The organism is Micromonospora sp. WMMD736, from assembly GCF_049179015.1.
GTDB lineage: Bacteria > Actinomycetota > Actinomycetes > Mycobacteriales > Micromonosporaceae > Micromonospora.
Genome location: NZ_JBMHMI010000001.1, coordinates 3,062,501 through 3,081,905, shown reverse-complemented (window position 1 = coordinate 3,081,905; position 19,405 = coordinate 3,062,501). Strand labels below are relative to the sequence as shown.

General features: G+C 71.8%; 21 protein-coding genes and 2 tRNA genes (1 of these 23 only partly in view). 17 read left to right on the top strand and 6 right to left on the bottom strand.

Going from position 1 to position 19,405, the window contains the following annotated elements:
* Positions 1 to 47: 47 nt before the first annotated feature.
* The 3 genes from ACN269_RS13375 (at position 48) to ACN269_RS13365 (ending at position 2,277) form a co-directional block, all read left to right on the top strand.
* Positions 48 to 1,514, top strand: a complete 1,467-nt coding sequence (locus ACN269_RS13375; protein WP_421472757.1) for an amidase — start codon at positions 48 to 50, stop codon at positions 1,512 to 1,514.
* Between the two features lie 72 nt (positions 1,515 to 1,586).
* Positions 1,587 to 1,883, top strand: coding sequence for a hypothetical protein (locus tag ACN269_RS13370; RefSeq protein WP_112584149.1), 297 nt, complete (start codon positions 1,587 to 1,589; stop codon positions 1,881 to 1,883).
* Positions 1,870 to 2,277: a DUF5130 family protein gene (locus ACN269_RS13365; RefSeq protein ID WP_421472756.1), complete on the top strand. Its 408-nt coding sequence runs from the start codon at positions 1,870 to 1,872 to the stop codon at positions 2,275 to 2,277. Before ACN269_RS13370 ends, ACN269_RS13365 begins: the two co-directional genes overlap by 14 nt.
* A gap of 69 nt (positions 2,278 to 2,346) precedes the next feature.
* Here the strand turns inward: ACN269_RS13365 and ACN269_RS13360 are convergent, their stop codons facing one another.
* Both ACN269_RS13360 and pepN read right to left on the bottom strand, forming a co-directional pair.
* Positions 2,347 to 2,910, bottom strand: coding sequence for a Uma2 family endonuclease (locus ACN269_RS13360; protein WP_421472755.1), 564 nt, complete (start codon positions 2,908 to 2,910; stop codon positions 2,347 to 2,349).
* 83 nt (positions 2,911 to 2,993) lie between these two features.
* Positions 2,994 to 5,543 carry an aminopeptidase N gene (gene pepN / locus ACN269_RS13355; protein ID WP_421472754.1) on the bottom strand — a complete coding sequence of 850 codons (2,550 nt, stop codon included), beginning with the start codon at positions 5,541 to 5,543 and terminating at the stop codon, positions 2,994 to 2,996.
* Positions 5,544 to 5,764: 221 nt separating this feature from the next.
* On the opposite strand from pepN, the gene ACN269_RS13350 reads away from it, so the two are divergent.
* The 4 genes from ACN269_RS13350 (at position 5,765) to ACN269_RS13335 (ending at position 8,954) form a co-directional block, all read left to right on the top strand.
* The gene (locus tag ACN269_RS13350; RefSeq protein WP_421472753.1) at positions 5,765 to 6,388 is read left to right on the top strand and encodes a disulfide bond formation protein DsbA; all 624 of its coding nucleotides are present in this window, start codon (positions 5,765 to 5,767) and stop codon (positions 6,386 to 6,388) included.
* 191 nt (positions 6,389 to 6,579) lie between these two features.
* The gene (locus ACN269_RS13345; RefSeq protein ID WP_421472752.1) at positions 6,580 to 7,110 is read left to right on the top strand and encodes a hypothetical protein; all 531 of its coding nucleotides are present in this window, start codon (positions 6,580 to 6,582) and stop codon (positions 7,108 to 7,110) included.
* Between the two features lie 89 nt (positions 7,111 to 7,199).
* Positions 7,200 to 8,399 (top strand): DUF1015 family protein, encoded by a 1,200-nt coding sequence (locus tag ACN269_RS13340; RefSeq protein WP_421472751.1) that lies wholly within the window; start codon positions 7,200 to 7,202, stop codon positions 8,397 to 8,399.
* 87 nt (positions 8,400 to 8,486) lie between these two features.
* The gene (locus ACN269_RS13335) at positions 8,487 to 8,954 is read left to right on the top strand and encodes a ribose-5-phosphate isomerase (protein WP_421472750.1); all 468 of its coding nucleotides are present in this window, start codon (positions 8,487 to 8,489) and stop codon (positions 8,952 to 8,954) included.
* Positions 8,955 to 8,979: 25 nt separating this feature from the next.
* Here ACN269_RS13335 and ACN269_RS13330 read toward each other — a convergent pair whose 3' ends face one another.
* The gene (locus ACN269_RS13330; RefSeq protein WP_421472749.1) at positions 8,980 to 9,321 is read right to left on the bottom strand and encodes a hypothetical protein; all 342 of its coding nucleotides are present in this window, start codon (positions 9,319 to 9,321) and stop codon (positions 8,980 to 8,982) included.
* A 196-nt stretch (positions 9,322 to 9,517) separates the two neighbouring features.
* Here ACN269_RS13330 and ACN269_RS13325 point away from each other — a divergent pair, with 196 nt between their 5' ends.
* Positions 9,518 to 10,066: a hypothetical protein gene (locus ACN269_RS13325; protein WP_421472748.1), complete on the top strand. Its 549-nt coding sequence runs from the start codon at positions 9,518 to 9,520 to the stop codon at positions 10,064 to 10,066.
* A gap of 279 nt (positions 10,067 to 10,345) precedes the next feature.
* Entirely contained in the window at positions 10,346 to 11,467 is a 1,122-nt protein-coding gene (locus ACN269_RS13320; protein ID WP_421472747.1) for a hypothetical protein, read from the top strand.
* Between the two features lie 51 nt (positions 11,468 to 11,518).
* On the opposite strand, the gene ACN269_RS13315 is transcribed toward ACN269_RS13320, so the two are convergent.
* Positions 11,519 to 11,896 carry a winged helix-turn-helix transcriptional regulator gene (locus ACN269_RS13315; RefSeq protein WP_421472746.1) on the bottom strand — a complete coding sequence of 126 codons (378 nt, stop codon included), beginning with the start codon at positions 11,894 to 11,896 and terminating at the stop codon, positions 11,519 to 11,521.
* A gap of 101 nt (positions 11,897 to 11,997) precedes the next feature.
* Between ACN269_RS13315 and ACN269_RS13310 the strand changes: the two genes are divergently transcribed.
* Complete coding sequence (locus ACN269_RS13310) at positions 11,998 to 12,621, top strand: NAD(P)-dependent oxidoreductase (protein WP_421472745.1); 624 nt, start codon at positions 11,998 to 12,000, stop codon at positions 12,619 to 12,621.
* Positions 12,622 to 12,665: 44 nt separating this feature from the next.
* Here the strand turns inward: ACN269_RS13310 and ACN269_RS13305 are convergent.
* Positions 12,666 to 12,739: transfer RNA gene (locus tag ACN269_RS13305), tRNA-Gly, on the bottom strand.
* Positions 12,740 to 13,085: 346 nt separating this feature from the next.
* Here ACN269_RS13305 and ACN269_RS13300 point away from each other — a divergent pair.
* The 5 genes from ACN269_RS13300 (at position 13,086) to clpX (ending at position 17,615) form a co-directional block, all read left to right on the top strand.
* A tRNA-Pro gene (locus tag ACN269_RS13300) sits at positions 13,086 to 13,159 on the top strand.
* Between the two features lie 117 nt (positions 13,160 to 13,276).
* A complete protein-coding gene (gene tig / locus ACN269_RS13295; protein WP_421472744.1) occupies positions 13,277 to 14,623 on the top strand; it encodes a trigger factor in 1,347 nt (448 codons plus the stop codon).
* A 170-nt stretch (positions 14,624 to 14,793) separates the two neighbouring features.
* A complete protein-coding gene (locus tag ACN269_RS13290; RefSeq protein ID WP_088988027.1) occupies positions 14,794 to 15,435 on the top strand; it encodes an ATP-dependent Clp protease proteolytic subunit in 642 nt (213 codons plus the stop codon).
* A gap of 10 nt (positions 15,436 to 15,445) precedes the next feature.
* Positions 15,446 to 16,108, top strand: coding sequence for an ATP-dependent Clp protease proteolytic subunit (locus tag ACN269_RS13285; protein WP_421472743.1), 663 nt, complete (start codon positions 15,446 to 15,448; stop codon positions 16,106 to 16,108).
* Positions 16,109 to 16,319: 211 nt separating this feature from the next.
* Positions 16,320 to 17,615 (top strand): ATP-dependent Clp protease ATP-binding subunit ClpX, encoded by a 1,296-nt coding sequence (gene clpX, locus ACN269_RS13280; protein ID WP_421472742.1) that lies wholly within the window; start codon positions 16,320 to 16,322, stop codon positions 17,613 to 17,615.
* A 27-nt stretch (positions 17,616 to 17,642) separates the two neighbouring features.
* On the opposite strand, the gene ACN269_RS13275 is transcribed toward clpX, so the two are convergent.
* Positions 17,643 to 18,263 carry a helix-turn-helix domain-containing protein gene (locus ACN269_RS13275; protein WP_421472741.1) on the bottom strand — a complete coding sequence of 207 codons (621 nt, stop codon included), beginning with the start codon at positions 18,261 to 18,263 and terminating at the stop codon, positions 17,643 to 17,645.
* Between the two features lie 41 nt (positions 18,264 to 18,304).
* On the opposite strand from ACN269_RS13275, the gene ACN269_RS13270 reads away from it, so the two are divergent.
* Positions 18,305 to 19,138, top strand: a complete 834-nt coding sequence (locus ACN269_RS13270; protein WP_421472740.1) for an EamA family transporter — start codon at positions 18,305 to 18,307, stop codon at positions 19,136 to 19,138.
* 39 nt (positions 19,139 to 19,177) lie between these two features.
* Positions 19,178 to 19,405: the start of a carbon-nitrogen hydrolase family protein gene (locus tag ACN269_RS13265; RefSeq protein WP_421472739.1), read on the top strand. It continues 570 nt past the right edge of the window; 228 of the gene's 798 nt are visible here — the first part of the coding sequence; its start codon is at positions 19,178 to 19,180; the stop codon falls past the right edge of the window.

Below are 19,405 nucleotides of genomic sequence, written 5' to 3'. Positions count from 1 at the left end.
ATCGTGTCGGTCCGGTGACAGCCGCTCCCAGCGGGCAGGATGAGGGCATGGCCGAGCCGCACGACCTGACGGCGCTGGAGCAGGCCGCTGCCATCGGCCGCGGCGAGCTGTCCAGCGTCGAGTTGGTCGAGCACTCCCTGAGCCGGGTGGCGGCGCTCGGCGACACCGTGGGCGCGTTCGTCACCGTCACGCCGGACCTCGCCCGGCAGGCCGCGCGGGCCGCCGACGCGGTGCCCGCCGAGGCGCGCGGCCCGCTGCACGGCGTACCGACCGCCATCAAGGACCTCACCCTCACCGCCGGGGTACGCACCACCTTCGGGTCGGCCGCCTTCGCCGACTTCGTCCCGCCGGTCGACGCCGACGTGGTCCGGTTCATCAAGGCCGCCGGCCTCGTCAGCCTCGGCAAGACGACCACCTCCGAGCTGGGCTGCTCGCTCTACTCGGAGGGCCGCGTCGCGCCACCGGCCCGCAATCCGTGGCAGTTGGCGTACACCGCCGGTGGTTCCAGTGGCGGCGCGGCGGCGGCGGTCGCGGCCGGCCTGGTGCCGGTCGCTCAGGGGTCCGACGGCGGCGGGTCGCTGCGCATCCCGGCGTCGCTCTGCGGCCTGGTCGGCTACAAACCCAGCCGTGGCCTGGTCTCCGGCGGGCCGCTCGGCTCCGGTGCGTTCGGTCTGCCCACCAGCGGGCCGATCGGACGGACGGTTGCCGACGTCGCCGCGCTGCTCGACGTCATGGCCGTCCCGGTGCCCGGCGAGCCGTACCTGTCGCCGCCCGCGCCGCCCGGCGGATACCTGGCCGCCGCCCGCCGGGCCGAGCCCGGCCGGCTACGGATCGGCCGGTTCACCACGCCGATGCTCGCCGACGAGCCGGTGCACCCCGACTGCGTCGCGGCCGTCGACTCCGCCGCCGCGCTGCTCACCGCCGCCGGCCACGAGGTGGTCGAGGTGCCGCCGCCGCTCACGCCGACGGTGTGGCCGCTGTTCGAGATCATCTGGTACGTCCTGGCGCTCGCCCCCGTCCCGGCGCACCGCGAGCCGGAGCTGCTGCCGCTGACCCGGCTGCTCCGCGCCCGGGGCGCCGAGGTGTCCGCGGGGACGCTGTCCGCGACCCTCGGCGAACTACAGGCGCAGGTACGCCTCGGCGCGGCCCGCACCGCCGGCTGCGACCTCCTGCTCTGCCCCACCCTGGCCACCCCACAGGCGCCCGTCGGCTGGTTCACCGCCGACGGCGACCCGGCGGCCGATTTCGACCGGCAGCGCCGCTTCTCGCCCTACTGCGCCATCTTCAACGTCACCGGCGACCCCTCGGTCTCCCTGCCCCTGGCCACCACGACCACCGACGGCCTGCCCGTCGGGGTGCTGCTCACCGGCCGGTACGGCGACGATGCGCGGCTCATCGCTACCGCTGCGCAACTGGAGCACGCCAGTGACGGATGGGATCGGCACCCCGCAATCTGGCGGGCCGTCGACTCCGCTAACGTGAATGGCGACGGAGTTGGCCGGTCGCCATCATGATCGTCCATCCGACCCGCTTGTCCGAGGTCCTTCTTCCGCCTGGGGGCGTTGGGATTGTCTGTTACCGAGACGGTGCTGGTCTTCGTCGGCATCCCGTTGGCGGCAGTGCTGGTGATCGCCGGCCTGTCGTACGCCGGTAGCCGTGGGGGTGCCACCGGCGGTGGTGGTGGCGCCAAGCGCTACCGGCCGGGCCGGCCCTTCGACTTCACTCCGGTCTGGTTCCTGGGCCGCCCGGAGCAGCTGGCCGACTCGGCCGGCACCGCGCTGACGGCGGGCGCGCAGGCGCCCGCGCTGACCAGCCACAAGCTAGAGCAGGCCAGCGTCGAGGCGCCGGCCGGTGGAACCGGAGGCGCAAGTGACCGTTGGTGAGAAGCAGACCGGGACGGAGAATCCGCCCGAGGTGCTCGACGGGCCCTTCTCGACCCGTCAGCTGCTGCGCATCGACGAGGCCCTGCGCCTGGCCGACCAGGGCACCGGCCTGGTCTTCTCGGTGTTCGTCGGCGGCCTCGACGAGCCGATCCGCGAGCACGCCCAGCGGCTGCACCGCCAGCTCGCCGACCCGGACAAGTCGGTGCTGATCGCCGTATCGCCCAACCAGCGGCAGTTGGAGATCGTCACCGGGCGGCACGCCCGCAAGCGCATCCCCGACACGTACGCCAAGCTGGCCGCGCTCTCGATGGCCGGCGCGTTCAGCGGCGGCGACCTGGCCGGCGGCATCATCAACGGGCTCGACCAGCTCGCCAGCCACGCCGGTAAGGGCTGATCCCTTACTCGTACGACGAAGCCCGACCCGCCGCACGGCGGGTCGGGCTTCAACGTGTCGGGGGTTGTCTCAGCGCGGCCAGGAGGACGGGTCCAACCTCATCTGCCACGGCTCGTCCACGGTCACCGCGTCGTCCGGTCCGATGGTGCCCACCAGGTCGTAGTGCACGGCCTTGACGAGGCGGTAACGGTAGACGACCGGGCCGAAGTCGCCACGCTCCACCCGCCAGTAGTGCGCGATACCAGCCTCGGCGTAGAGGGCCGGCTTGGTGAAGCGATCGTGACGGCGACTTCCTGTCGACTCGACTTCCAGGGCGAGCGCGATGTCCACCGGCTCGGCCCACATCCGCTCGCGCGGTGCGCCCGGCCGCAACACCGTCAGATCGGGGATGAGGTTGCCGCCAGGAACCCGCACCCGGATCTCCCGAATCACCCGCCAACCCGTGGGCGCCGTCTGGCGGATCGCCATCCGGATGTCGTCCGCGAGTTCGTGGTGCTCGGGACCGGCTGGAGGGGTCACGTGCAGGCTCCCGTCGATGATCTCGTAGCGGTTCCCGTCCTCAGGCAGGTCGAACAGGTCCTGCTCGCGCCAGCCCCGCTCCGGGGGTCGCCACTCGTAGGTCGGCTGTGCCATCGCGTCCACCTCCTCTCGTCACCATAATGGCCCGGGCCGGCGTGGGTTCGTACCCACGCCGGCCCGGGCCGCGTACTCCCTGCTCAGCTCTGCTCGGTGTCCTTCGCGCGGGCCTTGAGCGCCCGCAGCACGCCGTCCCGTCCCTCGGCGACCAGGCGACGCAGCGGCGCCGGGTTGCCGTCCCCGGCCAGCCACGCGTCGGTGGCCGCGACCGTCTCGTCGTCCACCAGGTACGTCGGGTACGCGAGCTGGGCGAACTCCTGCGCCGGCTCGCTGTCCCGGCTGGCCCACACCTGCCCGACCGTCGCGAAGTACTTCTCCCGGTACGGGGTGACCAGCTCCACCTGCGCCGGGTGGGCCAGGCCCTGCAACAGCGCCCGGTTCCGCCAGTTCGGCAGCGACTCCGGGCCGGTCAGCAGCGCCCACACGGCCGCCTTGTTCTCCGCCGTCGGCACCAACGCGTGCGCGTACGCGGCCTCCCGCTCGCCGCTGGCCGTACGGTCGCCGGCCAGCTCCGCCTCGACCTCGGCCGCGCCGGCCGCGCCGTTGGCCACCAGCGCGCCGAGCACCGTCCAGCGCAGCTCGGTGTCCACGGTCAGACCCTCCGGCGTGCCGGAGCCGTCCAGCCAGCCGCGCAGCGTGGCCAGGTCCTCGTCCGAGCGGGCCGCCGAGGTGAACGCCCGGGCCCAGGCGAGCTGGAAGCCGCTGCCCGGCTCGGCGGCGGCGAGCGCGTCCTTCGCCGTGCGGGCCAGCCCCGCCCAGCCGGTGGGTGCCCACGCCGGGTCGGCGTAGAGGGTCAGCGCGGTGGTGGCCTGGCGCAGGGTGGCGGTGACCAGGTTGATGTCGGTCTCGGCGGGCAGCCCGGCCAGCACCAGCGCCACGTAGTCACGGGTCGCCAGCTCGGCGTCGCGGGTCATGTCCCACGCGGCCGTCCAGCACAGCGCGCGGGCCAGCGACGAGTCGAAGCCGCCGATGTGCTGCACCACCGTCGCCATCGACCGGTCGTCCAGACGCAGCTTGGTGTAGCTCAGGTCGTCGTCGTTGAGCAGCAGCACGTCGGCGGCCCGGACGCCACGCAGCTCGGCGAGGTCGGTCCGCTCACCGGTCACGTCCACCTCGTACCGTTCGCGGCGGACCAGCCGACCGTCGGCCAGGTCGTACAGGCCCACGCCGATCCGGTGGGTACGCAGCGTCGGGTACGCCGTCGGCGCCTCCTGCCGGACGACCACCTGCTCGTACGTGCCGTCGGCGCCGATGGTCACCTCGGGGCGCAGCGTGTTCACCTGCGCGGTCTCCAGCCACTGCGCCGCGAACTTGCGCAGCTCCCGGCCCGAGGCGGCCTCCAGCTCGGTGAGCAGGTCGTCGAAGGTGGCGTTGCCCCACGCGTGCTTGCCGAAGTACGCCCGCAGCCCGGCCACGAACGGTTCCTCGCCCACGTACGCGACGAGCTGCTTGAGCACGCTCGCGCCCTTGGCGTAGGTGATGCCGTCGAAGTTGACCTCGACGGCCTCCATGTCCGGCATCTCGGTGTAGACCGGGTGGGTGGAGGAGAGCTGGTCCTGTCGGTAACCCCAGTTCTTGCGGATCGACAGGAACGTCGTCCACGCCTCGGTGAACCGGGTGGCGTTGGTGTTGCACCAGTGGCTGGCCCACTCGGCGAACGACTCGTTCAGCCACAGGTCGTTCCACCAGCGCATGGTGACCAGGTCACCGAACCACATGTGCGCCAGCTCGTGCAGGATCGTGTTGGCCCGCTGCTCGTACTCGAAGTCGGTGACCTGCGAGCGGTACAGGTAGTGCGACTCGGCGTGCGTGACGCAGCCGAAGTTCTCCATCGCGCCGGCGTTGAAGTCGGGCACCCACAGCTGGTCGTACTTCGGCAGCGGGTAGCGCACGCCGAACTTCTCGTGGAAGAAGTCGAAGCCCTGCTTGGTGATGAGGAACAGGTCGTCGGAGTCCAGGTAGCGCGACATGGACGCCCGGCAGAACACCCCCAGGTCGATGCCGTCGTGGCTGTCGCGCACCTCGTGGTACGGGCCGGCGCACAGCGCGGTGATGTACGTGCTCATCCGGGCCGACTCGGTGAAGTGGACGGTCTTCAGGTCCTCGCCGGCCGGCTCCTCGCTCTGCACGGGCATGTTGGACACGACCCGCCAGTGCGCCGGAACGGTCGCGTGCCAGGTGTAGACGCTCTTGAGGTCGGGCTGGTCGAAGCAGGCGAACACCCGCTGCGCGTCGGCCGTCTCGAACTGGCTGTAGAGGTACGTCTCGCCGTCGACCGGGTCGACCGTGCGGTGCAACCCCTGCCCGCTGTTGGAGTAGGCGAAGTCGGCGTCGACGACCAGGGTGTTGTCGCCGGCCAGCCCGGACAGGGTCAGGCCCTTCTCGGCCGACCAGTCGGACAGGTCCACGGGGGTGCCGTTCAGCGTGGCGGACCGCACCGACTCGGCGGCCACCTCGATGAACGTGCTCGCCCCCGGCTCGGCGCAGCGGAACCTGACCTCGGTCGTCGACCGGAAGGTGCGGCCGTCAGCGGCCAGCACGGCGGTCGCCAGGTCCAGCCTGATGTCGTACCCGGTCACCTCGAGCAGGCGGGCCCGCTCGGTCGCCTCGACCTGCGTCAGGTTACGCACTCCCGGCACTGTTGTCTCCATCCCACGTCTCGCCGTACGCCCGGCGGCGCCCGTCTGCCGACCGCTCGTGACGTCCGGCCCGGTTCGAGTCTTCCACGTACGGACGGCCATCGGTGGTCGAGGTCACGCTCTCATTCGGGTGCCGGCCGGTGGGCCGTGGGGTGAGTATTCGAGGTGAGACGCCGGACTGCCGGCGCCACCCGTCGCGAAGGGACCTCACCGTGACCGACCGTGTCACCGCCGACATGTGGTTCGACCCAATCTGTCCGTGGGCGTGGATCACCTCCCGCTGGCTGCTGGAGGTCGAGCAGGTCCGCGAAGTGGACATCCGCTACCACGTGATGAGCCTTTCGGTGCTCAACGAGGGCCGGGACCTGCCGGAGCAGTACCGGGAACTGATGGACAACGGGTGGGGCCCGGTGCGGGTGTGCATCGCCGCCGAGCAGCGCTACGGCTCGGACGTGCTCCGCAAGCTCTACACCGCGCTCGGCACCCGCATCCATCTCGGCAAGGAGCAGCTCGGGCCGGAGTTGTACGTGGCCGCGCTGACCGAGGCGGGCCTGGACCCGGCGCTGGCCGCCGCCGCCGACAGCACCGAGTACGACGAGGCGCTGCGCGCCAGCCACGAGGCCGGCATGCGCCCCGTCGGGCAGGACGTCGGAACGCCGGTCGTCCACGCGCCCGGCCCGGACGGCAACCCGGTCGCGTTCTTCGGCCCGGTGATCACGCCGCGCCCGAAGGGCGAGGCCGCCGGACGGCTCTGGGACGGCGTCCTCCTGGTCGCCGGCACCCCGGGCTTCTACGAGCTCAAGCGCACCCGCGAGCAGTCCCCGATCTTCGACTGACCACGACCGCTACCCGCCCCGGCCGGACTCCGTCGGTTGTCCGGGCGGGGGCGGGTAGCGCCGGGACGCCCGATGCGCCCGCGGCGGCGAAACGGTCACAGCGTCACCGCTGGGCGGGCGGCGTCGTTTCCCTCGGTGTCCGCGCAGTGGCCCCGCAGGGCCGCACACCGCAGCTCGTGGAGGCAGTCCCGATGGCCAAGCACCGTGCGTCCGGTGACGATCAGTCGACCCGGCAGGGGGTGAACGAGGCTCCCGGCGCGGCGTACTGGTCGGTCGACGGTTCCCGCTGGCCGACGGTCCGCCCCGACCTCCCCGCCGACGTGGCGGACCTGCTCGCGCCGCCCATCGTGGTCGGCGTGGCCCGGGTGCCGGTCACGTCGCGCCTGACACCCGCGCGGGCCACGCCGGTAGCGCCCGCACCCCCGCTGGTGACGTCCGCACCGGTCGTGGCGGCTCCGGAGCTGGTCGTGGTGGCGGCCGCGCCGGCCGAGCCGGCTCCGCCCCCGCCGGCGCCCACCGGGCCGCGTCCCGTGCCCACCCCGCCGCTGAACCCGCGGCCCGTTCCGGCGCCCCCGCCCGAGCGTCCCGTGCCGGGGCCGCCCGCCGCGCCGCGCCGCAACGCGGTCACCGGTCCCATCGGGGGTGGCCGGCGCGGCAACGCCGGACCGGTCGTCGCGGGGCGGCACCGCCGGCACAACGGCGCTTCCGGCCGCGCCGGCTGACCGTCCGTCGTCGTGCGGCCGCTTTCATCTGGTGGACGCCGCGCGGGTCCCCGTCGTCCGGTCCGTCGACGCCGGTAGCGTCAGTGGGCATGACGGTCGTGCATCCGATCGCCCGGGCCTGGATCACCACTGGCGGCACCGGCGCGCAGAACTACGACGAGTTCGCCGACGACGCGGAGATCACCGCGATCATCGAGGCGAACCCGCACAGTGCCCTCGGCATCGAGATGCCGCACCGTGCTCCGGACAGCCTGGGGATGTCGTTCCTCGACGCGCTGCCGGCCGCGGTGGCCCGGCTCGCCGAGGCCAAGGCCGACGGCAGCTACACACCCGCCGAGCAGGTGATCGTGCTGTACCGGATCAGCGCCCCGGCCGAGGAGCCGGCGTACGGGATGTTCGCGATGGTGGACACCGACCAGATCTCCACCAGCGCCGACGAGCCGGGCCTGGTCATCCGCAACGAGGACGTGTTCATCGCCAAGGTGCGCGAGCGCGTCGCGCTGGCCGAGGCGCTGGGCCACCTGCTCTCACCCGTACTCCTGCTGCAGACCGGAAGTGGCGACGAGCTGCACGCCGCGCTCGCGGCGGTGACCGACGCGGCCGGTGCGCCGGCCGCTACCGACACCGACCAGGCGGGCCGCACCCACGCCATCTGGCTGCTCGGCCCGGGCGCCGAGCAGGACTCGCTGACCGCCCTGGCGGGCGGCGGCGAGCTGGTCGTCGCCGACGGCAACCACCGCAGCCTGGCCGCCCAGACCGGCGGGTTGTCGCGCTTCCTGGCCGTGGTGACCACCCCGGCCTCGGTGGCGATCCAGCCGTACAACCGGCTGGTCAGCGAGCTGACCACCACGCCGGCCGAGCTGCTCGACCGGTTGCGCGCCGCGGGCGCCGAGGTCGCGCCGATCGACGGCCCGGTCGAGGTCCCGGCGGCCGGCGGCACCGTCCACCTCCGGCTGGCCGACCAGGGGTACGCGGTACGCCTGCCCGCCACCGCCGACGCCCGCCTGGAGAACCTGGACCACGCCCTGGTCGAGCGGTTGCTGCTGCGTGACGCCCTGGGGTTGGATCCGGGCGACAAGCGGATCACCTACGTGGGCGGGGACTACCCGGCGAGCTGGCTCACCGGGGAGGTCGACGCCGGCCGCGCCGAGTTGGCCATCCTCATCGCGCCGGTGACCGTGGCGGACTTCGTCGCGGTGAACCTGGCCCGGGAGAAGATGCCCCGCAAGAGCACCTGGTTCACCCCGAAGGCGCGCGGTGGCCTGGTGGTCGCCGAGCTGCCGCGCTGACCGTGCAGCGCCCGACCGTGTGACGTACCCGCCTCCGAAGCGCCGCCCCTGCGGCGCTTCGGAGCGCGGCCTGACAGACTGCCCGGTATGCGCGTCTACCTGGGATCCGACCACGCCGGTTTCGAGTTGAAGGTGCACCTGGCCAACCACCTGGCCAAGCAGGGGTACGACGTGGTCGACGTCGGCCCGCACAGCTACGACCCGGACGACGACTACCCGACGTTCTGCCTGCACACCGGTGACCGGGTGGTCGCCGACGAGACCTCCCTGGGGGTCGTCATCGGCGGGTCCGGCAACGGCGAGCAGATCGCCGCGAACAAGGTTGCCGGGGTTCGTGCCGCCCTGGCCTGGAGTGTCGAGACGGCTCAACTCGCCCGGCAGCACAACGACGCGAACGTCGTCGCGGTGGGCGCCCGCCAGCACACGCTGGACGAGGCGACGGGCATCGTCGAGGCGTTCCTGAACACGCCGTTCTCCGGTAACGAGCGGCACGCCCGCCGGATCACCCAGGTCGCCGAGTACGAGCAGACCCGCAAGCTGCCCGACCTGCCCTGACCCTGCTGACCCGCGTCGCCCGTCGTCAGCGCGGCGGGCGGGGCAGGTCCTCGCGGGGCACCCAGTTGCGGCGTACGACCACCACCCGGGCCTCCGCGTCGGCGAGGTCGTCGTCGCTCGGCCGGGCGGCGTCGCGGGCCCGCAGCGCCGCGCTCAGCCCCACCTGGGACGAGCCGGAGCCGACCAGCCCGCGTAGCCCCCGCTCGCCGTCGCGGTCGTCGCCGCCGGCCCCTCGACGTCGCGGTGGCGGATCTCCGCCGTCGTGGACGCCGGCCGTGCTGGCTGTCGAGCCGTCGGCGCTGCGCGCGGCCGGGTCGGAGTCGGAGTGGTGGCGCAGCCGTCGCCGGCGTCGGTCCGGGTCACCCATCGTCCGACCGTACCTCGCGCACGCCATCAAGATCCGCACAACATCAGGGATGTTGCTGCTTCCCGAGCCTCGGAGGCAGCAACATCTGAGTAGTTGTGCGGATCTTGACCCTTGGACGGCGGTCTGCGACCGATTTGCCGGCTGGCTACCCTCGGATCAGGGCGGTGCTGACGCCGCCCGTCAGGGGGAGGACGAGATGGCAGACCAGACGCAGCCGTGGGCGGAGCGCACCGTGGAGGTCCCACCGCAGGCAGGCGTCGATGTGCCGGCGCAGCGGGACGGCTTCCGCCGCGGTGTGGCGTCGGTGGGTCAACCGCGTACCCCGCGGACCGAACCGTTTCCGGTGGTCGAGCAGGAGCCGACCGGTACGGGTTGGCCGGGCGAGCCCGCGCCGCGCCGACCGCTGAGCTGGCGTCTGGCGCAGTTGCGCCGCGGCGGCGAGTGGAGCACGGCGGGTGGCCTGTTCGCCTTCGTGTGCTGGGGCATCTGGGCGCTCTCCGGCGGTGGCAACCTGTCCGGCCCGCTGCTGGTGCTCGTGCTGAGCCTGCTGGTGGCGGTCGGCCTGTTCGCGCTGGCCCGGGCGGTCGGCCGCCTGGTGCTGGAGCGGCAACTCGGGCGGGTCCGGCGCGGCGCGCGGGGCGCGCACCTGGCCACCGCCGTCTTCCTCGTCGGTCTCGGCGTCGCCTGGCTCCAGCAGACCGAATGGGTCGTCTCGGCCTGGAACTGGATCACCTCGAACGTGTGACGAGGCGTGCACGGGCGGGTCGGCCCGACGCCGCCCGCCCGTGCACCCGGTCGTTTCCCCACCAGGCAGTGTCGCTGCTTACCCGGCCGGCCACGGTTCATCCGTAGTCGGCCGGTGCGTCCGTCGTTCGGGTCTGCCGGTCACGGTCCCGGTGGCGGCCAGCATCGGTGCGTCGATCGACGCGGGTCGACGGAACTGATCGGTAAGGACGGCGTAAGGTCGTCCGGCCACGTCGACCGACATCATTCCCCCCATACGTAGCCAACGAGGGGACCGTCGATGAGTCGACTACGGAGAAGTCTGGCCTTCCTGATCGTGCTGACCACCGGTCTGACGACCGCACCGGGCGTCGCGTCGGCCGCCACGGCGCTGCCCACGTACACCTTCGTGGACCTGGGAACGCTCGGTGTACCGAGTACGGGGGAGCCGCCCACCAGTGACGGCCACGCCCTCAACAACGCCCGTACCGTGGTGGGCGTCTCCACGATCGACGGTGTCTACAACTTCCACGCGTTCGCCTCGGCGGGCGGGGTGATGAGCGACCTGGGCGTCCTGTACGCCGGTCCGTACGGCGCGAGTTCCGCGACGGGCATCAACGAGCGGGGCGTCGTCGTCGGGGCCACCCACGTCAACGGGACGGAGCCCCCGCACGCCTTCCGGTACGCCGACGGGATCATGACCGACCTCGGCACCGGCTACGGCGCGGGCAGCGGCAGCGCGGCGAACGACGTCAACGACGACGGCGTCGTGGTCGGCACCCGGTTCGAGACGCAGGGGGCACCGACCCGGGCGGTCGTCTGGCGCAACGGCAAGGTCATCGACCTGGGCACGCTCGGCGGCCAGGCGGGTCCCTGGGGCACCGACAGCATCGCGTACGGCGTGAACTCCGCCGGGCACGTCGTGGGCGGCGCCGCCGTGCCCGGCGGCGGCCTGCACGCCTTCCTCTACCGGGGCGGGGCGCTCACGGATCTCGGCACCCTGGGCGGCGTCACCGGGTCCACCTACGCCCGGGACATCAACGACCGGGGTCACGTCGTCGGTGTCTCGCAGAACACCGCCGGCCAGCTGCGCGCGACCCTCTGGCGCAACGGCACCATCCGCGACCTCGGCTCCCTCGGCGGCAACTACTCCGAGGCGCGGGCCGTGAACGAGACCGGCCAGGTGGTGGGTATCGCCCGGACCAGCAGCCCCGACTCCTACAACGAGCGGGCGTTCCTCTGGCAGGGCGGCCGGATGGTCGACCTGAACACCCGCGTTGCGAACCTCCCTGCGACGGTGACGCTCCGCTCCGCCGAGGACGTCAACGACGACGGCGTCATCGTGGGCCTCGCCTGCCCGACCGCCTGTGCCGAGGGCGGCGATCGCGCGCGCCGCGCCTACCTCCTGGTGCCGACCAGCTGACCCGCGACCGGGCGACCGGCGCCTGCCCTGCCCGCGTGGGACGGGCGTCGGTCAGCGCGGTGCTGTCCCCTTGTCGTACGACTCGCGGGCGTCGAGCAACTCGTCCCAGTGCTGCGCCACCCAGGCGCAGGCGACCGCGATCGGTTCGAGCATGCTGCGACCCACCGGCGTCAGCTCGTACTCGACGTGTGCGGCCGCTCCGGCGTGGACGGTGCGGGTGATCAGCCCGTCCCGTTCGAGGGAGCGCAGCGACTGGGTGAGGACCTTCGGGGTGACGCGGCGCAGCGGCACGCGTAGCTCGGAGAACCGGCGGGGCCCGTGTTCCAGGCAGCGGATGACGAGCGCAGCCCACTTGTCACCGAACCGGATCGGATTGAGCGCGGAGGGGCACAGCTCGTCGAACATGTCGGCGGGCAGGGGTTGCCTCATGGCCTGACGATAGCTGGTATCCCGGCGGTAACCAGGCCCGGAGATAGCGTCGGCGGACCGGCCGGGCGTACGGGCTCCGGCCCTGGTGAGAGGCGTTCGCCATGAACATCGTGATCTTCGGCGCGGGTGGACGGGCCGGACGGCAGGCCGCCGCCGAGGCGCGTCGACGCGGCCACCGGGTCACCGCTGTGGTGCGCGACCCGGCGGCACACGGCGACCTGGGCGACGGGCACGTGGTGGCCGGCGACGTCACCGACGCCGCGAGTGTCGCGCATGCCGCCGCCGGCCAGGACGCCGCGATCAGTGCCGCCGTGGACCTGTCCCAGCCGCCGCGCGACTTCTTCACGACGTCGTCCCGCGCCCTGGCCGCCGGCCTCGCCGAGGCGGGCGTACGCCGCCTGGTGGTGGTGGGCCTCGCCGCGATCATGCCGGGGGCGTCCGGCGTCGCCCTCATGGAGGAGCCCGGCTACCCCGACGAGTACCGCTCCTTCTACCTGGGCCACGCGGCGGGCCTCGACGAACTCCGGACCTGCGACCTCGACTGGGCGTACGTGGCTCCGGCCGGCGACTTCGACCACGCGGGCGGCCGTACCGGCCGCTACCGGGTCGCCGAGCACGGTGACCCGGCCAGCCGGATCAGCTACCCGGACTTCGCGGTCGCGCTGCTCGACGAGGTCGAGACGCCCCGCCACCACCGCGCCGCCGCGAGTGTCCGCGAGGCGTGACGCGGGACGTCCAGGACAGCTCGGACGTCGGGCCGTGAGGTTGCTGGAGCGGGCGACGGGAATCGAACCCGCACCGTCAGTTTGGAAGACTGAAGCTCTGCCATTGAGCTACGCCCGCGCTCGGCCCCGCCGGAACGGGGCGCGCCGACAGCGTACCCAATGCCGGTCGTGCGCGCGCGACCGCGCCACCGCCCCCGCGGCGTCGTGTCGTCGCGACGCCGCGCGGCCCCCCTCAAGATCCGCACAACAACACCGAAGTTGTGGCATCCCCGCGCCGGGAAGCCGCAGTTTCCCCGAAGTTGCGCGGATCTTGCGGCGGGCGGCCGGCGGCGGGCGGCGGGCGGCGGGGGCGCGCGCCGCGCGGGTCTCGAGGGGCGAAAGGGGGCCAGATGGGAGATCTGTCCGGGTGGCGGACGCCCCGGCACTGCCGGAGGCGCGGCGACGGCATAGACTGCACGTCGCCACGGGGTGTGGCGCAGCTTGGTAGCGCACTCGCTTTGGGAGCGAGGGGCCGTGGGTTCAAATCCCGCCACCCCGACTGTCGTCCGCGTCCGGGTCTCCCCGGGCGCTGCGAGCCGGCCCCGCCGGCTCGCCTACACTCGATGGGCCAATCGAAGGCCCAGAATCAAACCCAGATCCGTCAAGGAGTACGCCTGTGAAGAGCACCGTCGAGACTCTGAGCCCGACGCGCGTGCGGCTCGCCATCGAGGTGCCGTTCGTCGAGCTCGAGCCGAGCCTCAAGAAGGCGTACCGGGAGATCGGTTCGCAGGTCCAGGTCCCGGGCTTCCGCCGGGGCAAGGTGCCGACCGCGGTGATCGACCAGCGGGTGGGCCGGGGCACCGTCCTCAACGAGGCGGTCCAGGAGGCCATCCCGGAGAACATCATGGCCGCGGTGCGTGAGCACGACCTGAAGACGCTGGGGCGTCCCGAGGTCGAGATCACCGAGTTCAACGACGGTGACTCGCTCAACTTCACCGCCGAGGTCGACGTCCGTCCGGAGATCACCATCCCGGACGCGTCCACCATCGAGGTCACCGTCGACGAGCTGCAGATCGACGACAGCGAGATCGACGAGCAGGTCAAGAACCTGCGGGAGCGGTTCGCCACCCTCAAGACGGTCGAGCGGGCCGCCGCCGAGGGCGACTACGTGCAGATCGACCTGAACGCGACCGTCGACGGCGAGGACGTGCCGGGCGGTCAGGCCAGCAACATCTCCCACGAGGTGGGCAGCAAGCAGCTCCTGCCGGGCTTGGACGAGGCCGTGGTCGGCCTCGCCGCCGGCGACAGCACCACCTTCACCACCCAGCTCGTGGGCGGCGACTTCGCCGGCCGCGACGCCGAGGTGGCGGTGACCGTGCGCACGGTCAAGGAGAAGGAGCTGCCGGAGCTGAACGACGAGTTCGCGCAGATGGCCAGCGAGTTCGACACGATCGAGGAGCTGCGCGGCGACCTGCGGTCCCGGGTCACCCAGGGCAAGCAGGTCGAGCAGATCTACGCGGCCCGCGACAAGGCGCTGGCGCAGCTGGTCGAGACCGCCGAGGTGCCGGCGCCGGAGGGTGTCGTGCGCGAGGAGGTCGCCAGCCGCAAGCAGGCGATGGTCGACCAGCTCGAGCGGATCGGCGCCTCGATGGAGGAGTACCTCGCGGCCGAGGAGAAGACCGAGGAGCAGATCGACGCCGAGCTGACCGAGGCGGCCACCGAGGGCGTCAAGGTGCAGCTCCTGCTCGACACGCTGGCCGACGCGGAGGACGTGCAGGTCTCCGACGACGAGTTCGGGCACGAGATCGTGCACCGGGCGCAGCGCGCCGGGATGGCCCCGCAGCAGTACTACGACCAGCTGGTGCGCTCCGGCGCCGCCGCCGCGGTCTTCGGTGACGTGCGGCGGGGCAAGGCGCTCGCGGCCGTCATGGAGCGCATCACGATCAAGGACTCGGCCGGCAACCCGGTCACCCTGGACGCGCTGCGCGCCGCCAACGAGGCCGAGCACAACCACGAGCACTGATCGTCGGGTGCGGCCGCCGTCCGCCGCTGCGCGGTGCACGGCGGCCAAACCCTTTTCCGGGTACGCCCCGACGCGACTGCGCTGAGAGCGAACAGTGCCCCGACCGGGACTCTGCCGCCCCACACAGCGGTTAGTGTCGGGAAAGACGGTACGGAGAGCGAAGGGCTGCCATGACCGACATGCACATCCCCAAGAAGTCGCTCCGGGCGATTGACGCGCGCGGTGGCGACTCCATTGGCAACCTCGACGACTCGGTCTACAACCGGTTGCTCAAGGAGCGCATCATCTTCCTGGGCAGTGAGGTGACCGACCAGGTCGCCAACCGCATCTGCGCGCAGCTGCTGCTGCTCGCCGCGGAGGACCCGGACCGCGACATCAACCTATGGATCAACTCGCCGGGTGGCTCGGTCTACTCGGGCATGGCGATCTACGACACCATGCAGTTCATCGACAACGACGTGTCGACCGTGGCGATGGGCATGGCGGCCTCGATGGGTCAGCTGCTGCTCTGCGCGGGCACCAAGGGCAAGCGTTACGCCCTGCCGCACGCCCGGATCATGATGCACCAGCCGTCCGGTGGCCTGGGCGGCACGGCGTCCGACATCGCCATCCAGGCGGAGCAGATGCTCTACACGAAGCGGATGTTCCAGGAGCGGGTCGCGCACCACACCGGCCAAGACCAGTCGCAGATCGAGGCGGACTCGGACCGGGACCGTTGGTTCACCGCCCAGGAGGCCATGGACTACGGCTTCATCGACAAGGTGATCATCGGGGCCGCTCAGGTTCCGGATGGCGCCGGGACCCTGAGCTGAGGAGCTGACGATGACCGACCTGAGCCTGCCGCCCCAGTTCGCGGCCGTGCACAACCGTTACGTGCTGCCGTCGTTCGTCGAGCGCACGTCGTACGGGGTCAAGGAGTCCAACCCGTACAACAAGCTCTTCGAGGACCGGATCATCTTCCTCGGCGTCCAGGTGGACGACGCGTCGGCCAACGACGTGATGGCCCAGCTGCTCACGCTGGAGGGCACCGACCCGGACCGCGACATCATCATGTACATCAACTCGCCGGGTGGCTCCTTCACCGCGATGACGGCGATCTACGACACCATGCAGTACGTCCGCCCCGACATCCAGACGGTCTGCCTCGGGCAGGCCGCCAGCGCCGCGGCCGTGCTGCTGTCGGCGGGCACCCCGGGCAAGCGGATGGCGCTTCCGAACTCGCGGATCATCATCCACCAGCCGGCCACCGAGGGCGGCTACGGGCAGGGCTCGGACATCGAGATCCAGGCCCGGGAGATCCTGCGGATGCGGACGCAGCTGGAGGACATGTTGTCCCGCCACTGCAACCGCCCGATCGAGCAGGTTCGCAAGGACATCGACCGTGACAAGATTATGACGGCCGAGGAGTCCAAGGAGTACGGGCTGGTGGACACGATCCTGACCAGCCGTAAGAAGGGTCTGCTGGCGACCCACTCCGCCGGCTGAGCTGTACCGGGTCAGAGGTTGGCCGGGGCGTCGAGTTCCCGGCCGGCCTCTGACACACCCGTTTTGGGGGTCGGAGAATGCCCCGCCAGCGGGTAACGTCGGGTCCGTACCGCTTCGCCGGTCGGGCCAGCGAAGCGAACCAAGCCGGGCGGCGCGCAGCGTCCGCAGGTCAGGGCCGGGTCTCCGGCCGACGAGTGCAGGGAGAACGTAGGTGGCACGGATCGGTGACGGCGGCGACCTACTGAAATGCTCCTTCTGCGGTAAGTCGCAGAAGCAGGTCAAGAAGCTCATCGCGGGCCCAGGGGTCTACATCTGCGACGAGTGCATCGATCTCTGTAACGAGATCATCGAAGAGGAGTTGGCCGAGTCCGGCGAGGTGAAGTGGGAAGAGCTTCCAAAGCCGATGGAGATCTGCCAGTTCCTCGACAACTACGTCGTGGGGCAGGACCAGGCCAAGAAGGCGCTCGCCGTCGCGGTCTACAACCACTACAAGCGCATCCAGGCCGAGGCGGCCGGCGCGCCCGGCTCCGGCAGTGACGCCGTCGAGCTGGCGAAGTCCAACATCCTGCTGCTCGGCCCGACGGGATGCGGCAAGACCCACCTGGCGCAGACCCTCGCCCGGATGCTGAACGTCCCGTTCGCCATCGCGGACGCCACGGCGTTGACCGAGGCGGGCTACGTGGGCGAGGACGTGGAGAACATCCTCCTCAAGCTGATCCAGGCCGCCGACTACGACATCAAGCGCGCCGAGACCGGCATCATCTACATCGACGAGGTCGACAAGATCGCCCGTAAGTCGGAGAATCCGTCGATCACTCGCGACGTCTCCGGCGAGGGTGTGCAGCAGGCCCTGCTCAAGATGCTCGAGGGCACGGTCGCCAACGTTCCGCCGCAGGGCGGTCGCAAGCACCCCCACCAGGAGTTCATCCAGATCGACACCACAAACGTGCTGTTCATCTGCGGTGGCGCGTTCGCCGGCCTCGACCAGATCATCGAGTCCCGCACCGGGCAGGGTGGCACCGGCTTCGGCGCCCGGCTGCGGTCGGTGTCCGAGCGGTCGACCGACGACATCTTCAGCCAGGTCATGCCGGAGGACATGCTCAAGTTCGGGCTCATCCCCGAGTTCGTCGGCCGGCTCCCCGTGATCACCAACGTGCGCAGCCTGGACCGCAGCGCCCTGGTACGCATCCTCACCGAGCCGCGCAACGCCCTGGTCCGGCAGTACCAGCGCCTGTTCGAGCTGGACGGCGTCGAGCTGGAGTTCGACGAGGCGGCGTTGGAGGCCATCGCCGACCAGGCCATGCTGCGGGGCACCGGCGCCCGTGGCCTGCGGGCCATCATCGAGGAGGTCCTACTCTCCGCGATGTACGAGGTGCCGAGCAATCCCGACGCCGCCCGGGTGCTGATCACCCGCGAGGTCGTTCTGGAGAACGTCAACCCGACGATCGTTCCGCGCGAGTTCACCGGGCGTCGGGCCCGGCGGGACCGCGAGGAGAAGTCGGCCTGATCCTCCCCGCGTCACGCCGGCCGTCCGTCACTGACGCGGCCGGCGTGACCGTGTCCGGCGGTCCCACTCGCCCGACGGGGTGACCGTCACCATCATCAGCCGAGCTGGTTCGTCGGCGTCGTTGCGGTAGCCGTGCTCCCGGTCGGCGTGGAACTCGATCGTCTCCCCGGCCCGTACGGCGTGATCCTGCCCGTCCACGCGGACGACCACCGCACCGGTGAGGACGTGCAGGACCTCCCGGGTACCCCGGGGATGGTCGGCGGAGCGGTGCCGCTCTCCGGGTTCCAGCCGCCAGTCCCACAGCTCGACGAGGTCGGGTTCGCCGAGCCCGCTGAGCAGGTGGGCGGTGCCGCCGTGCTCGCCTTGCCAGAGCACGGGGGCCTCGGCCGTGGAGCTGATCCGCACGGTCTGCTCCTCGTCGGGCTCGAGCAGCCGGGCGATGTTGACGCCGAACGCGTCGGCGACCCGGCACAGCGTGCCGACGCTGGGGTTGGTGCGTGCGCTCTCGATCTGCACGAGCATCGCCTTGCTCACGCCGGATCGGCCGGCCAACTCCTCGAAGGACCAGCCCCGGGCGGCGCGTAGTTCCCGTACCTGCCGGGCCACCGCAGCCGTCACGGCACTGACCCGGCCACCTGCGTCGGTCATCAAACTATCCTTCACGGTCATTATTGTGGTACGACAGTGGCATGTTCCCCATTCTCCTGGCAGCGGTGTCCGCAGTCGCGTTCGGCACCGCCGACTTCTCCGGCGGCAAGGCGTCCCGCCGCGCCGACCCGATCGCGGTGACCGTGGTCTCCCAGCTGCTGAGCGTCCCGCTCCTGGTCGCGCTGGTGCTCCTGGTGCCGGGCTCGCCGAGGGTCGCCGACATCGCCTGGGGGCTGCTCGCGGGGACGGCGGGTGCGGGCGGCATCGTCCTGCTCTACCGGGCGCTCTCCGGCGGGATGATGGCCGTGGTGGCACCGGTCACCGCGATCACCGCGGCGGTGGTGCCGATCGTCGCCGGCCTCTTCACCGCCACGTTCCCCGGCGCACCGGCCCTCACCGGCGCCGGCCTCGCGGTGGTGGCGATCGCCCTGGTCAGCCTCGGCGAAGGCGGTGGCCGACCGACGGTCCCGGCCCGACTGGTGGGGCTCGCCCTCGCGTCCGGCGCGCTCTTCGGCGTCTTCTTCACCCTGCTCGGTCAGGCCGACGAGAGCGCGGGCATGTGGCCGGTGGCAGCGGTACGGACCAGTTCGATCGCGTTCGGCCTGCTCCTCGCGGCTGGCACCGGTGTGCGACTGCGGCTCGAACGGCGGGTGCTCGGTTGGGCGGCCGCCGCCGGTCTGCTGGACAGCGCCGCGAACGCGCTCTTCCTGGCCGCTGCCGCCCGGGGGCACCTCAGCATCGTGGCGGCCATAGCCGCGCTCTACCCCGCCAGCACGGTACTGCTCGCGCTCGCCGTCGACCGCGAACGGCTGCGGCCGGTCCAGGTCGCCGGTCTCGGCTTCGCGGCGGGTGCTCTCGTGCTGGCCAGCATCTGAGGCTGTCCACACCGGCCGGTCCGGTCGTACTCTTGCCTCATGCGCGTCGCCGTCTGCCAGCTCAACGCCCGGGACGACCGAAAGGCCAACCTGGCCGCCGCGGAGCTGCTGCTGGAACGCGCCGCCGACGGCGGCGCGGACCTGGCCATCCTTCCCGAGTACGTCGACTATCTCGGCCCCGAGGCCGGTCTGCCGGAGCCGGAGCCGGTCGACGGCGAGGTGGGCAGCTTCTTCGCCGGGGTCGCACGGCGGCTGGGCATGTGGGTG